The 13,117-nt window shown below is 67.5% G+C and carries 14 protein-coding genes and 3 pseudogenes; 8 read left to right on the forward strand and 9 right to left on the reverse strand.

The genetic code is table 11. From position 1 onward, the window contains the following. The first annotated feature begins 61 nt into the window (after window positions 1-61). On the forward strand, window positions 62-640 hold the full coding sequence (locus LZ604_RS30140) for a hypothetical protein (RefSeq protein WP_234519001.1): 579 nt from the start codon (window positions 62-64) through the stop codon (window positions 638-640). 93 nt (window positions 641-733) lie between these two features. Then, window positions 734-1,240 (forward strand): DUF6584 family protein, encoded by a 507-nt coding sequence (locus tag LZ604_RS30145; RefSeq protein WP_234519003.1) that lies wholly within the window; start codon window positions 734-736, stop codon window positions 1,238-1,240. Window positions 1,241-1,273: 33 nt separating this feature from the next. Here the strand turns inward: LZ604_RS30145 and LZ604_RS30150 are convergent, their stop codons facing one another. The 7 genes from LZ604_RS30150 to LZ604_RS30180 all read right to left on the reverse strand — a co-directional run bounded on the left by LZ604_RS30150 (window position 1,274) and on the right by LZ604_RS30180 (window position 7,440). Beyond that, entirely contained in the window at window positions 1,274-2,089 is an 816-nt protein-coding gene (locus LZ604_RS30150; protein ID WP_234519004.1) for an enoyl-CoA hydratase/isomerase family protein, read from the reverse strand. Beyond that, entirely contained in the window at window positions 2,086-3,348 is a 1,263-nt protein-coding gene (locus LZ604_RS30155) for a cytochrome P450 (RefSeq protein WP_372482230.1), read from the reverse strand. Before LZ604_RS30155 ends, LZ604_RS30150 begins: the two co-directional genes overlap by 4 nt. A gap of 108 nt (window positions 3,349-3,456) precedes the next feature. Further along, window positions 3,457-4,767: a cytochrome P450 family protein gene (locus LZ604_RS30160; RefSeq protein ID WP_234519005.1), complete on the reverse strand. Its 1,311-nt coding sequence runs from the start codon at window positions 4,765-4,767 to the stop codon at window positions 3,457-3,459. A gap of 121 nt (window positions 4,768-4,888) precedes the next feature. After that, window positions 4,889-5,479 (reverse strand): GTP-binding protein, encoded by a 591-nt coding sequence (locus tag LZ604_RS30165; RefSeq protein ID WP_234519006.1) that lies wholly within the window; start codon window positions 5,477-5,479, stop codon window positions 4,889-4,891. After that, entirely contained in the window at window positions 5,454-5,828 is a 375-nt protein-coding gene (locus tag LZ604_RS30170; protein WP_234519007.1) for a DUF742 domain-containing protein, read from the reverse strand. The genes LZ604_RS30165 and LZ604_RS30170 overlap by 26 nt, the downstream gene beginning before the upstream one ends. Further along, the gene (locus LZ604_RS30175; protein WP_234519008.1) at window positions 5,825-6,238 is read right to left on the reverse strand and encodes a roadblock/LC7 domain-containing protein; all 414 of its coding nucleotides are present in this window, start codon (window positions 6,236-6,238) and stop codon (window positions 5,825-5,827) included. Before LZ604_RS30175 ends, LZ604_RS30170 begins: the two co-directional genes overlap by 4 nt. Then, window positions 6,235-7,440 carry an ATP-binding protein gene (locus LZ604_RS30180; protein WP_234519009.1) on the reverse strand — a complete coding sequence of 402 codons (1,206 nt, stop codon included), beginning with the start codon at window positions 7,438-7,440 and terminating at the stop codon, window positions 6,235-6,237. The genes LZ604_RS30175 and LZ604_RS30180 overlap by 4 nt, the downstream gene beginning before the upstream one ends. A gap of 596 nt (window positions 7,441-8,036) precedes the next feature. On the opposite strand from LZ604_RS30180, the gene LZ604_RS36415 reads away from it, so the two are divergent. Beyond that, a complete protein-coding gene (locus tag LZ604_RS36415) occupies window positions 8,037-8,210 on the forward strand; it encodes a transposase (RefSeq protein ID WP_372482231.1) in 174 nt (57 codons plus the stop codon). Between the two features lie 3 nt (window positions 8,211-8,213). Here LZ604_RS36415 and LZ604_RS30190 read toward each other — a convergent pair whose 3' ends face one another. Then, a complete protein-coding gene (locus tag LZ604_RS30190) occupies window positions 8,214-8,756 on the reverse strand; it encodes a nuclear transport factor 2 family protein (protein WP_234519010.1) in 543 nt (180 codons plus the stop codon). A gap of 230 nt (window positions 8,757-8,986) precedes the next feature. Here LZ604_RS30190 and LZ604_RS36420 point away from each other — a divergent pair. The 5 genes and pseudogenes from LZ604_RS36420 to LZ604_RS30210 form a co-directional block, all read left to right on the forward strand. Next, window positions 8,987-9,175, forward strand: a pseudogene (locus LZ604_RS36420) (transposase); the annotation flags it as partial. Window positions 9,176-9,264: 89 nt separating this feature from the next. Beyond that, window positions 9,265-9,574: pseudogene (locus tag LZ604_RS36425) on the forward strand (transposase); the annotation flags it as partial. Window positions 9,575-9,706: 132 nt separating this feature from the next. After that, window positions 9,707-10,681 (forward strand): NAD(P)H-binding protein, encoded by a 975-nt coding sequence (locus LZ604_RS30200; protein ID WP_308283690.1) that lies wholly within the window; start codon window positions 9,707-9,709, stop codon window positions 10,679-10,681. A gap of 73 nt (window positions 10,682-10,754) precedes the next feature. After that, window positions 10,755-11,758, forward strand: a pseudogene (locus LZ604_RS30205) (IS5 family transposase). 160 nt (window positions 11,759-11,918) lie between these two features. Continuing rightward, window positions 11,919-12,524: a mycothiol-dependent nitroreductase Rv2466c family protein gene (locus LZ604_RS30210; protein WP_234519011.1), complete on the forward strand. Its 606-nt coding sequence runs from the start codon at window positions 11,919-11,921 to the stop codon at window positions 12,522-12,524. Window positions 12,525-12,651: 127 nt separating this feature from the next. Here the strand turns inward: LZ604_RS30210 and LZ604_RS30215 are convergent, their stop codons facing one another. After that, window positions 12,652-12,867: a hypothetical protein gene (locus LZ604_RS30215; RefSeq protein WP_234519012.1), complete on the reverse strand. Its 216-nt coding sequence runs from the start codon at window positions 12,865-12,867 to the stop codon at window positions 12,652-12,654. Window positions 12,868-13,117: the final 250 nt, after the last annotated feature.

The following is a 13,117-nucleotide window of genomic DNA, read 5'->3' on the forward strand; positions in this document are numbered from 1 at the left end:
GCCGGGCCGGGAGCGCGGCCTGCGCGCACACTGATGCCCTCGGGAGCAGGCGGGAGCAACTGTGGACGACCTCACCCTTCAGGGAGCGCGGAAGGACGTTGGCACGGGTGGTGACGGCGCCCCGGCCCAGCCGGGAGTCATCGGCATCGCGTTCGCCGCCGTACTGACAGCCGCACTCGCCAGTGGATCCTGGCAGTGGTTCGCCACGTACATCGGGGTGACGCTGCTCGCACTGGTCTTCTGCTTTCATCGCCTGCCGGGGTGGACACCCGGTCTGCGCAGCGCGTACCTGCTGCATCTCGTGGCGTATGCGGTGGTGGTGGGGCTGTGCGTCGCGATCACGGTGGCTCCGATGCTGCAGCGCTGGCCGTGGTTGTTTCCCATGCCGGGCACACGCAGCGAGTGCCGGGAGCTGGGCACATACGAGCGCGCAGTCGTCGAGGCCTCGCTGGGAGACCTCGCCGGTCGTGAACGCACCGCCGTGGCTTACGCACAGGACATCAAGGGCCATGAGGCCGTGGCCGACTGCCTGTCAGCCACCACCACCCTGTGGCTGCCGGTGTACGGGCTCGGCGCGGCCCTGCTGGTGGGTCTGGGCGCATGGTTTTTCGACCGGAACCGGCACCGGAGGAGGCCGTGACGTGACTGCACGGAGTCCTGCCGGCCGAGCCGAACGCGGTGAGTGACAAAAACCAGGTCGACGGCGGGCTCTGGGGTGCCTGATCATGCTCTTATGCCGCTGAGAGACACCCTTGCCCGAGTCGACGCAGACCTGGCCGCAGGCCGGGTTCCCGTCGCACGTCAACGTCTGCGCGGGCTGGTGTCGTCCTTTCCGAACGACCTGATGCTTCGCCGCCGACTGGCCGAGGTGTACCGGCTGTACGGAGAGCCTGCGGAAGCCGGTCGCTGGATGTATCTCGAACAGGACCGGGACGCAGCCGAGACCTCCGCCTTCGAGGCGCGATACCGCACAGCTCCACAGCGCATGCGGGCACTTGCCTGGCATGGTCCCGAGTCGCTTGCCCCATCGGACTTTGCCAGAGGACAACTGGCAGCGGTACGAGCAGCATCCTCGGCTGCCATCGGACGCCCCGTCGACTGGGACACGTTGCCATCCGGGTCTACGGCAGACGGCAAGGCAGGCGGGCTCGCCGACTTCATGGCCGGGGCCGGATGCCTGGTGGCGGCCCTTGCCTTCCTGGCGATCTGGGTGAACGGGCTCGTTGCCCTCTTTGACTGACTCAGGTCGCTGGGGGCCGCCGGGGGCCATGGATCAGATGAGGTGTCCGGTGCGCCGTTGTCCCTGTGTGCGTGTGTACTCGGCCTCGGCGAGGACCGAGGCCATCAGCTCGGAGTCGAGGGTGGATGCGTCGGCGAGACGAGCGCCCGCGGCGTGGGCGTTGAACAGGAGTTTGGTGACGCGAAGAGCGGCGGGGGAGCGGCGGAGGATGGGTTTGGCCCAGGCCGTCACCGCAGCGTCGAGTTCCTGTTCGGGTACGACGTTCTGCAGGATGGACAGGGCCTGAGCCTCGTGAGCGGTGAAAGCGCGGCTCGTGAGGAAGAGTTCGCGGACGCGCGCCGCGCCTACCTCCGCGAGGAGCCTGGGGAGGAGACCGCCCCAGGCAAGGGGCAGGCCGAGGGCGAGCTCGGGCAGCCGGAAGGTCGCGGTATCGGCTCCGACCCGGAGGTCGCAGGCCAGGGCGAGAGCGAGGCCGGCGCCGATGGCTTTGCCCTGGATTCGTGCGATGGTCACCGCCGGGTTGTTCGTGAGGGCCTCACAGACGCGGCGGGCCTTGGTCCCGGAGACGCGGATAGCGCTGCCGGTGGGATCGTCGGTCAGTTGTTCGGCGAACTCGGTGCGGTCTCCGCCGAGGCAGAAGTCGGTGCCGGCTCCGGAGAGCACGATGACGCGGATGTCGGGGTCTTGCTCATCTAGGACGGCCAGGAGCTCGTCGAGCAGCGTGTCGGTGACCGTATTGCCCTGGTCGGGCGTGTTCAGCTCGATGAAGAGGACGGGCCCCCGCCGGTCGGCCCGCAGCGTCTTGAGGGTCTGAACGGTGTAGGTGGCCGGTGTCGGCAGGGCGCTCATGTCGTCACTCTCAGGGAGGTCACGTGCCGGAACACCATGCGCGGTGCGTAGCTGGGGCCGGCTGCGAGTGTGAGGGTCGGGAATCGTTTCAGCAGGTGGGTGAGCAGGGTTCGGGCTTCCAGACGCGCGAGGCCCGCCCCGAGGCAGTAGTGGGCGCCGCCGCCGAAGGTGAGGTGGGAGCCGCCGCGGAGGATGTCGAAGGCGTGGGGGTTCTCGTTGCGGCGGGGGTCGTGGTTGGCGGCGCCGTACAGGACGTGAACCACCTGGTCCTTGGCGATGGGCACGCCGGCCAGGACGGTGTCGTCGGCGGCGATGCGTGAGTTGAGGTGGATGGGCGGGTCGTAGCGCAGTGCCTCGTCGATGGCGTCGTCGATGTGCTCGGGGTGGTGGCGCAGCCAGTCCCATCGGGCCGGTTGCTCCAGGAGAAGCCAGACGGCGACGGAGAGCAGGGTCGCCGTGGTCTCCAGGGAGGCGATGGTGATGAACATCGTGAGGTGGTAGAGGATGCGGTCCGCACCGGCCCGGTCGTCGGGCAGCTGGGCATCCCAGTGCCGGATCCATCCGGAGAGGGCGTCCCCGCCGGGACGGGCTCGGCGTTGCCGGATGAGGTCGTTGAAGAAGGCCCGGAGCTGGAGGGTGGCATCCGCGGAGATCGCGAGCTCGCTCTTGGTGGGCAGGAGCTCCTGGGCGTGGACCTGGCGGTGTGTGAGGTTCAGGATGTGCGCGTAGTGCTCGGCGGGGATGTGGAGCCAGTGCCCGACGGTGCGGATGGGCAGTTGCTCGCTGACGGTGGTGGCGAAGTCCGCTTCGCCGTGTTCCCGCATGTTCTCGGCCAGGGTGTCGAGGAGCCGGCTGACATGTGCCGTGATGTCGGGCTGCATCTCCTCGAGGGTCCGGCGGTCGAAGAGATTGCCCAGGCTGCGTCGTCGGCTGGTGTGGGCCGGGGCGTTGAGGCGGGACAGGGTGTGGCTCATCTCCTGAGTGGCAAGCGCCTGCCAGCGTTCCGGGTCGGGCTGCCGTTCCTGCCAGGCGATGTCGGGCACGAGCCAGTTCCTGCCGCGCAGGACCTGGCTGCATGCCTCGAATCCGGTGACGAAGTAGCCGCCCCATGGGGCGGGGACGACGTCACCCATGGCGCGTAACTCGTCCCAGAGGGGCAGAGGGTTGGTCTGTCCCTCAGGAGACCGCAGGCGCCGGAGAACGGAGATGACGGCGCGACGGTCGGTGGTTATGCCGCTTATGTCATCCACAGCGGTCACGCAGAGCTCCTCGTCTGGGCCGGGCGCTGCCGTTACTGGCGGAACCTACCCTTCCTCCGCCTGCCGTCATGCGCCGCTGCGTGTTGCTCCTGTCACATGCTGTGTGCTCTAGACACGGAAGATATCGAGGAACGTGCTCCAGAAGCCCTTCCTGGCCGGCCTGGCTTGCTGACGGGGTACCGGCACGGTGGATCCACGGGGCGGTTCCGCTGCCGTCGAGCGCGTGGGCTGTGCGGGGGACTGGAGTGCGGCCACCCGGGTGCCCGGAGTCGGGGTGAAACGGACCGGAAGACCGGCCAGCGCCCGGTGGAAAGGACCCGGTCGCCACTCCTGCGATTCCGCCGGGGCGTCGAGGGTCAGGTCGGGCAGCGCGTTGAGGATCGCCTCGATCGCGGTCAGGGCGATCACGGTCGCCGGCGACTTCGCCGGACAGGCGTGCGGGCCGGCACCCCACGCGAGGTGGGCTCCCTTGCTGAGGGACTGGCGGGCCTCCCTGAGGGCGGGGTCGTTGTTGGCGGCCCCGAAACTGATCACCAGCGGAGTGTTGGCCTCGACGTGGACGCCGCCGAGGTCGACGTCGTGGAGGGGGTAGTGGGTGGCGTAGTTGGCGATGGGCGGGTTGTTCCACAGAACGTGGTCGAGCGCTTCCTCGGTCAGCATGCTGCCGCCCCGGCCCGAGGGGCCGCTGGTCAGCAGCAGGAGCAAGGCGTTGCCGATGAGATTGCGCTCGGGTTCGACGCCGGCGCCCATCAGCATGACGAGCTGGTCCTTGAGCTCCTCGTCGTTCAGCCCGGCAGGGTGCTGGATGAGCCAGGAGGTGACGTCGTCGCCGGGCTCACGCCGCTTGAGGCTGATCAGCTCCATGAGGCAGGCGGTGAGCTCCTCGTTGGCCCGCACGGCGTCCCTGCCGTCGAAAATCGCGGACATCGAGCTGGTGAGCCGGTCGCCGATGTCGGCCGGGCAGCCGAAGAGCCGGTTGAACAGCAGCAGAGGCAGCAGTTTGGCGTAGTCGTTGATCAGGTCGGCCCGCCCTCGCTCGCTGAACTGGTCGATCAGGAAAGCGGCAATGGGCTCGACGTCACGGCGGAGCCTGCCGATATTGAGCCGGTCGAGGCTGTCGGTGACGGCCTTGCGCAGCCGAAGGTGGACGGCACCGTCGGTGAACAGGCAGTTGGGACGGTAGGCCATCATCGGCAGCACCGGGTTGTCCGGCGCTATGAGGCCCTCGTTGAGTGCCTTCCAGCGACGGGGGTCCCGGCTGAAGTCCGTGGTGTTCTGCAGCACTTTGAGGGCAGCCTGGTACTCGGTGACGAGCGTGGCGTCCACACCCGGAACCAGTTCCACCGGGGCCGCGGGCCCGAAAGCGCGCATCTTGGCGTAGATGCCATGGGGATCGGCGGCGAAGTCCTGGCCGTGCATGGGGCATCGTGCAGGCGCACCTGGTGCGGCGACTGACTGCTGGAATTCCATGAGTGTTCGGTTCCTTTGTGTTCCCGGCGTCCTTGTGGCCCGGGGTGGGGGTGCAAAGGGGGGCGCGGGATCAGGCCGTACGGGTGAGGAGATGCCGTACGAGAGTGATCAGGGCTCTGCCCGATGACTCTCGATTCCGGGCGTCGCAGTACGAGACCGGAGTATCGGGCAGGAGATCGAGCGCCTCGCGGATCTCGGCCTCGTCGTAATGGCTCTGCGGCGTGAAGCTGTTGACCGCGATCGAGTACTCGAGGCCGTACCGCTCGACCAGGTCGATGACGGCGAACGAGTCGGCCAGCCGGGCGGGATCCACAAGGATCAGCGCGCCCAGGGCGCCGCGGGCCATGTCCTCCCACAGCTGCATGAACCGCTGCTGACCGGGTGTACCGAAGAGGTACAGCACGACCTCGTCGCCCAGGGTCAGGCGCCCGAAGTCCAGGGCCACGGTGGTCGTCACCTTGTCCGGTACCCCCCGAAGATCGTCCACGTGGGCGGACGCCTGGGTCATCTTCTCCTCGGTGCGCAACGGGGCGATCTCGGACAGCGAGCCGATGAACGTCGTCTTGCCCACAGCGAAGTGCCCCACCACGAGAATCTTCGCGGTGGTCGTCACTGCGCCTGACACGTACCGGGGCTCAGGCGTAGAGAGTTTGGAGTCCATTCAGCACCTTTTCGATGAGGGCTCTGTCGGCAGCCTGGGCGGGGGGTGGTGCGGCGCGGCGCAGCAAGTGGCCTTGCTCGGCTAAGTCGGTCAGGAGGAGTCGGGCGACTCCCACCGGCAGGCCCAGATGCGCGGCCACTTCGACCACGGCCAGATACCCCCCCGCGCACAACTCCCAGATGGCGCGTACCTCCGGGCTGGCACCCAGCGGCAGTTCCCGGTCGGGCGCCAGGGTGACGAGCGTGTGCAGCGACAGATCATCGGCGGAAGGCAGACGCCGTCCGCCGGTGATGACGTAGGAGCGGACGAGTTCGCTGGAGACCGGAGCATCCTCGCCGTGCGCCGTCATGCCTCAGCACCAGCGCTCTGCCGCGGCTGCGTGCTCAGTGCCTGACCCAAAGCCTTGACCTGCTGCTGCATGCGGATCGACATGACCTCCATGTCGACGTCCAAAGCCGCGGAGACCGCCAGGTAGGCTCCGCTGCCCGCTGCAATCAGGAAGATCCAGCCGCCGTCGTACTCCATGAGCGTCTGCTTCCAGATCCCCTTTCCGCCCGCCACGAAGCCGGCGACAGCCCGGCTGAGCGACTGCATCGAGCTCATCGCGGCCGCGTTGGTCTCCGCGTCGTCCCGGGGAATTTCGCTGGAGCGTTCGAGGAGCAGGCCGTCGGCAGAGACGAGAATCGCATGACGGGCGCCGCGCACGTTCAGCACGTCGTTCAGCACCCAAGACAGATCGGGCTTCCCTGCGGGGTTCACTGGTCCTGAGATCCTTCCGTGGTGGTCGTGTCCCGCCCGAGGAGGGTTCCGCGTGCGAAGGCCCCGATACGCGACGCGGTCACCTCACCGTCGTGCTCCGGCTCTGGTTCGAGTTCCGGGGAAGAGGTCGGCTGAGGCACCACCGCGGCCGCTCGACGCCGCCTCGGCAGTCCGCCCGCCGTCGTGCCGACGATCGGCACCGGCGACCGCGCCGGGCCCACGCGCGGCGCAGGCGCTGATGCTTCGGTGCCCCTCGCGGCCTGGCTGTCCGACGCGAAGTCGGGCTCGGGTGCATCGTGGGTCAAGAGGCTCTCCGGCAGGAGGATGACCGCGCGGACGCCGCCGTACGGCGAGACGGAATCGACCGAGACCTTGAAGCCGTACCGGGCAGCGAGCACTCCGGCAACGGCGAAGCCAACCCGAGGCGGGTTGCCGAGGCTGGTGATCGAGACGGGTGCCTGCGGGTTCAGCAGGGCGGCGGCACGGTCCTTCTCTTCTTGGCTGATGCCAAGGCCGGCGTCATCGATGATCAGACACACACCGGTCGGGACGGCCTGGATGTTGATCTCGACGGGCGTGCCGGGCGCACTGTAGTTGGTCGCGTTGTCCAAAAGCTCCGCGAGGACGACCGCCACGGGCTCAACGGCCGTGCTGGTGACCGAGACGTTCACCTGCGAGTGGATCTGCACCCGGTCGAAGTGCTTGATGCGCCCCTGCGCGCTGCGCGCCACGTCGTACACGGAGGCAGCAGCCTCACGGCGGCCGAGCCAGCCGCCGCACAAGGCCGCGATGCCTTGGGCGCGCCGGCCGAACTGGCTGTTGGTGTGGTCGATCGTCATGAAGTCGGCGAGGAGTTGCGGGTCGTCGCCGTACTTCAGTCTGGCCAGGTCGCTGATGGAGCGCTGCTGTTCGTCGGCGAGGACCTGCAGGGTCCGCATCCACGCCCTGAGAACGTCTTTCGTCTCCGCTTCGGCGTCACGGCGCACCTCCGCCAAGGCACGCTCCTGTTCGGAACGCAGGCCTGCGTTCTCGATGTGGAGCCTCTGGGCCTCCGTGCGGGTGCCGTGCAGGTCTGCGCTCAGTTCGGCGTTCTGCTTGCGCAGCGCCATGTTGGTTCTCCGGGCACGCATCACCGCGACAACCGCAGCAAGCAGTACCACTAGCAAGATCCACAGAAGTGGATCCCTGGTGAATGACGTCATCAGACTCTCTTCAAGTCGCATCGCGGGGGGTAGGTACAGGCCGCGCGGCAGTGGCCGCAGTCGCGAGCCTCGCACCGCGCTGCGGGCCTCACTCGCGGACCAACGGCTACTCCTTCGCGATGGGGCCTCGAGACTGACTTGTCCCCCGTGACGCGTACATGACGCGGCGCCAGCCTACTGTAAGTGTGATGATCTTAGCAGTGCGCAAAGTGTCAACGCCCTTTCGCTGACGCCCACTTGACACCTAGAGGAAGACTCTCTCGGTCTTCATTTCAACCACTTCGTTGCGTAGTCGCGGTCACAGACCGTCGCAGAAACGTTCCTTTGGAATGGCGATGCCGCCTACGTTCACCGGCGGCCGGGGGAAGGCTGCGTGTCACCGCCAACCGCCTACGATGCCTCGCGTCGCCCCGGGCTGCCTCCGGCTGGTCGGTCAGCCGACCGCAGCAGCGCCGCATGCGACCGGACGGCGCGTGTTCACGACGGGGCCTGTTCTGAGTTCAGATCACTGACGGGTTGCTTCGGCTCCCGGGAGGCTTCCGGCTGCTGCAGGAACGATCTGTGACGCGTGGTGATGTGACTGATGCCGATGGGAGTTGATCGAGCCGCATCTGCCGTTGGGCGAACGTGGGCCGATCCCTGACCTGCGCAGCCACCTACTTCAATGCGGTGATCTGGAGGTTCCGTACGGGGGGCCCTGGCGCGACGTTCCGCGCCGGTACGGATGCTGGTCGACGATCTACGACCGGTTCCGGGTTCGAGGGGGTTGACCCTCACGGTTCGACATCGAGGCGGGGCGACGTCAGCTGGTTGAGGGGGACCCTGCCGTCCAGTACGTCCAACGGTGTGGTGACCACGGGCAGGCCCCGGACGATGTCGTCGGTCAGCAACTGCGTCTGCGCGAGCACCGCCATTTGATCCCAGTAGATGCGCTCGCTCCGCACACGCGGGCCTCGGAAGTCCACGACGGCGATGACGGGTATACGGACCTGCTGCCCGGTGGGTGCCAATCCAGGCAGAATCCAGGGCACCTCGATGTCGTGGGTGAACGACACGATCATTTCGTCTACGAGGCTGTCGTCTCCCACCGTGCGGGATATCGAACGCACAGTGAAATCGACCGGGTTCCGCCCAATGAACCAGCGTGCGTAGAAGTCCTTGACGCCGTCGTACCCACTACCGCCCATGGCGGTCGGCACATGGACGACGATGGGGTCGTCGTCCATCGTGGCCATCGTGGCCTCCACGTCCTGCGCCACGAACTCGCCGGCGGTGTGGGCTTCCCAGATACGCTCCATCGTTGCGCGATCAGCCATGCCCGCTCCTGACAGTAGGCGTCTCGGCTGCGCGGGTGTCTCGGGTCTCGGGATAGCCCTACGCCGCTGACCATTGCGCCGCATCCCCTTCTTCTGGACGCGAGGAAAACACCGCAGATTCAGGATAGGCAGGTGTGGGTCCGCGCGCACTCTTAGGCGTTTACCGAGTTCGGATCACGAGTCTGGACATTCTGCTGCCCTGGCAGGATCCGGGGCGGTAGACAGGCGGAATGGCTCGGGATGATCTCACGGACGACGAGTGGGCGGTGATTGAGCCGTTGCTGCCGCTGGGCGAGCGCGGTCCGATTCCTGACCCGCGGCGACTGGTGAACCGCGTGATGTGGCGGTTCCGTACGGGCAGTCCGTGGCGGGAGATGCCCCAGCAATACGCGTCCTGGTCCACCGTCTACGAGCGGTTCCACCTGTGGGCAGGCGGAGTTCGGACTGGTGAGCGTGGACTCCACGTCTGCCCGGGCCCACCACCACGCCGCCGGGATGATGCTGGACGGTCGCCACTGACAAGGCGTACTCAGTCCCGCGCCAACCGCGCTTACCTGCGCCGACGCAAGATCCGGGCAGTGATCCCGGAAAAGACCGACCAGGCCGCCAACCGCAAGAAGCGCGGCTCACGTGGCGGACGCCCCGTCAGCCACGACGCGGCCTTGTACAAGGAGCGCAACACGGCCGAACGCTGCATCAACAAGATCAAGGAATGGCACCGGCTCGCCACCCGCTACGACAAGACCCCGGCCAGCTACCTGGCCGGACTCCACTTACGCGGAGCCGTCATCTGGCTCCGCAGCCTCCAGCCCGTCTAAAGATCTGAACTCGGCACACGCCCTAGGGCGCGTATCGAGTCGTGATCAATCTGCGAGAGTCGCCCTCGCGACGGGCCCTGGACCGGTAGGCCATCTGGCGCGACGCGATCGCAGCTGACGGACGAGGAGTGGGTGTTCATCGGCACCGTACTCGCCGATCGGCGGGTACGGCCTGTGCCCGGCGTGGCCGCTTCGACCGGGTCATGGAGCATCTCGGGGCCGTCTCGGAATACCTTGGGTATGGATGAGGCTGAGCTGATCATGGGTGAGATTCTTGTGATTGGCGCGACCGGCAATGTCGGCCGACAAGTTGTTGTCCAACTCCTGGTCACGGATACCGCCGTGCGTGCATTAGCGCGTGAGCCCGAGCTGGCCGAGCTACCTGAGGGGGTCAAGGTAGTGGGCGGGGACCTGACCCAGCCGGACACGCTGGAGGGAGCACTGGCCGGGAGCGACACGGTGTTCTTGATCTGGCCGTTCCTTACGACTGAGGGCGCCCCTGCCGTACTGGAGGCGATTGCGGGGCATGCCCGCCGCATCGTCTATCTCTCATCGTCGGGTGTGAACGAAGACGCCGAACGCCAGACCGACCCGATCAACCAGCTCCACGCCGACATGGAGCGGCTGATCGAAAGGTCCGGCGTAGAGTGGACTTTTCTACGGTCGAACACCATCGCCTCCAACGCGCGAGGGTGGGCCGAGCAGATCCGCACCACGCACGTCGTTCGAGGTCCCGACATCGCCGCCACGGCGGTGATCCACGAACGCGACGTCGCGGCCGTGGCGGTACATGCACTGACCGATGACGGGCATGCGGGCATGAAGCACGTCCTGACCGGCCCGCAGGTACTCAGCAGAGCCGAGCAGGTACACACGATCGGGGAAGCGATCGGCCACCCTGCGCGCTTCGAGAAGGTCCCGGTAGAGGTCGCACGTCAGCGGATGCTCGCCGACGGCAGGCCACCCGCTCTCGTCGAGGCCCTGTTGGCCAGCGCTGATACTCGACCCGAGTCGAACCTGATCACATCCACGGTGGAAGAGATCATCGGAGCGCCGGCGCGCACGTTCCGCTCATGGGCGGAAGAGCACGCGGACAGTTTCCGCTAGGGCGGACATCGAGTCGCGATCGATCTGCGGGATTCGCGCTCGAGGCGGGTCCTGGATCGGTAGATCATCTTGCGTGACGCGAGCGCAACTGACGGACGAGGAGTGGGGGTTCATCGGGCCGTACCTGCCGATCGGCAGGTACGGCCCGTACCCCGAGTGACTGCGGCAGCAGTTCGAGGGCGTGATCTGGCGGTTCAAGGCCGGCGGGCAGTGGCGGGAGATGCCGCGGGAGTTCGGTGCCTGGTCGACCGTTCACAACCGCTTCCGGCAGTGGCGTGACGGCGGCGTCTTCGAGGCCCTGCTGGAGGGCCTGATCGCAGCAGCGGCGAAGCGGGGTGAGGTGGACCTGTCCCTGGTCAGCATCGATTCCACGACCGCGCGCGCTCACCACGACGCTGCAGGGATGCACCTGGACCAGGACGTCCTCACCGCGCTGGAAAAGGCCGCCGCGGGGGAGAAGAAGGCCAGGTCAAAAGGGGCAGCCTTGAAGAACAAAACGGGCAGGACGCCGAGACCTACCCCGAGCGGGAAGTGCGACGGCGCGTCCGGCGTCGGCGAAAACTCCGGCTGAAGGCCGCTCTCCTCGGACGATCCAGGGGCGGGCAGACCAGCAAGGTCCACCTCGCCGCCGACCGCAAGTGCCGACCGCTGGGGTTCATCCTGACCGCAGGCCAGGCTGCGGACAGCCCGCAGTTCATCCCCGTGCTGGGGAAGATCCGGGTCCGTGGCCCCGTCGGCCGCCCCCGCATCCGGCCGGACGCGGTCGCCGGGGACAAGGCCTACTCCTCTCGCGGAAACCGGGCTCACCTGCGCCAACGTGGCATCAAGGCAGTGATCCCGGAGAAGCGGGACCAGGCCGCCAACCGGAAGAAGAAGGGCAGCAGGGGCGGTCGGCCCGTCAGCCACGACGCCGACCTTTACAAGGAGAGGAACACCGTCGAGCGCCTGATCAACAAGCTCAAGGCCTGGCGAGGCATCGCCACCCGATACGACAAGACCCCAGAGAGCTACCTCGCCGGCCTCCACCTCCGCGCCGCAGTGATCTGGATCAAAGCCCTCACCCAGGTCACCTCTTGATCACGACTCGATACGCGCCCTAGTCACCACGGCGCGATTCCCGCTGCCCAAGACAGCCCGGCACGCCTTGAATCGACGGTCAATGACCCCTGAGTGGCCCAGGAATTCGCTTCGCGAATGGCCCGCTCAGGAGGGCCGCAGGGAGCCTAGGGTCGGTCGGGTGACGAACTCCGTGGACTTCTACTTCGATCCCATCTGTCCCTTCGCGTGGATCGCCTCCCGGTGGATCCTGGAGGTCGAGCGCCGGCGCGAACTCGACCTGCACTTCCGCGTGATGAGCCTGTCGGTACTCAACGAGGGCCGCGAGAACCTGCCGGAGCGCTACCGGCGCCTGCTGGACACCGGCTGGGGCCCGGTCCGGGTGTGCATCGCAGCGGCCGAACACCACGGCGACCACGTCCTGCGGGACCTCTACACTGCGCTGGGGACCCGCCTGCACGACCAGGACCGGGCGGCCGACGGCGCCCTCATCCGCGAGGCGCTGGCCGAAGTGGGCCTGCCCATCGAGCTCGCCGAGGCGGCGCATGTCACCGACTACGACGACGCCCTGCGCAAGAGCCACCACGAGGGCATGGACCCGGTCGGCGAGGAGGTCGGCACCCCGACGATCCACGTCGACGGCACCGCCTTCTTCGGCCCGGTCCTCACTGCCATCCCGCGGGGTGACGACGCACTGCGGATCTTCGACGGCGTCCGGCTGCTGGCCGGCTACCCGAAGTTCTTCGAGCTGAAGCGGACACGGACCGGTTCGCTGGACTTCAGCTGACGGCCTGGCGATCGTCTGCAGGGGCGGACCCGGAGCAGGACCGTCACGACGAAGGCGAGCAAGCGCCCCGTCCGTCACAGGCGAGACGGACCCTGTGGCCCGGCTGCCGCATAAAGCGAGTGCCTGCTCAGCGGCGGGAGCGCCTGCGGGTGATCAGCCAGGTGCCACCGACGATGAGCAGGGCGAAGACGGTCAGCCCCGCGCCCAGGGCGGTCAACAGCCACAGCCGCTCGCGGAACCTCAGGGTGCCGCTGAGGGTGACCTGAAGGGAGCCGACCGCGAAGGCGATCGCCGAAGTGAACACGGCGACGATCTCGACGGCCCGCACGGAGGAGCGGTCCATGGCGCGCTCCAGGTCGGCGTTGGCGGCGTCCTGTCGCCGCCAGCGGGCCTCATGCTCTGCCTCGAGTGCCGCCCGTAGCCGGGCTTCCTGGGTGACTCCTCCCCCTCATGAATGAGGGGGCTTCTCGCTATGCCGGTGCGGCTTCGCGACGGACCAGCCCGGCCCGTAGGACATTGACAGCGCCCACTGTGTCCGCGTGCGCGTTGTGGCCGCAGGCGATGCAGTGGAACTTCTCCTGTGCGGGCCGGTT

It is taken from the genome of Streptomyces glomeratus (assembly GCF_021462825.1).
Classification (GTDB): Bacteria; Actinomycetota; Actinomycetes; order Streptomycetales; family Streptomycetaceae; genus Streptomyces; species Streptomyces glomeratus.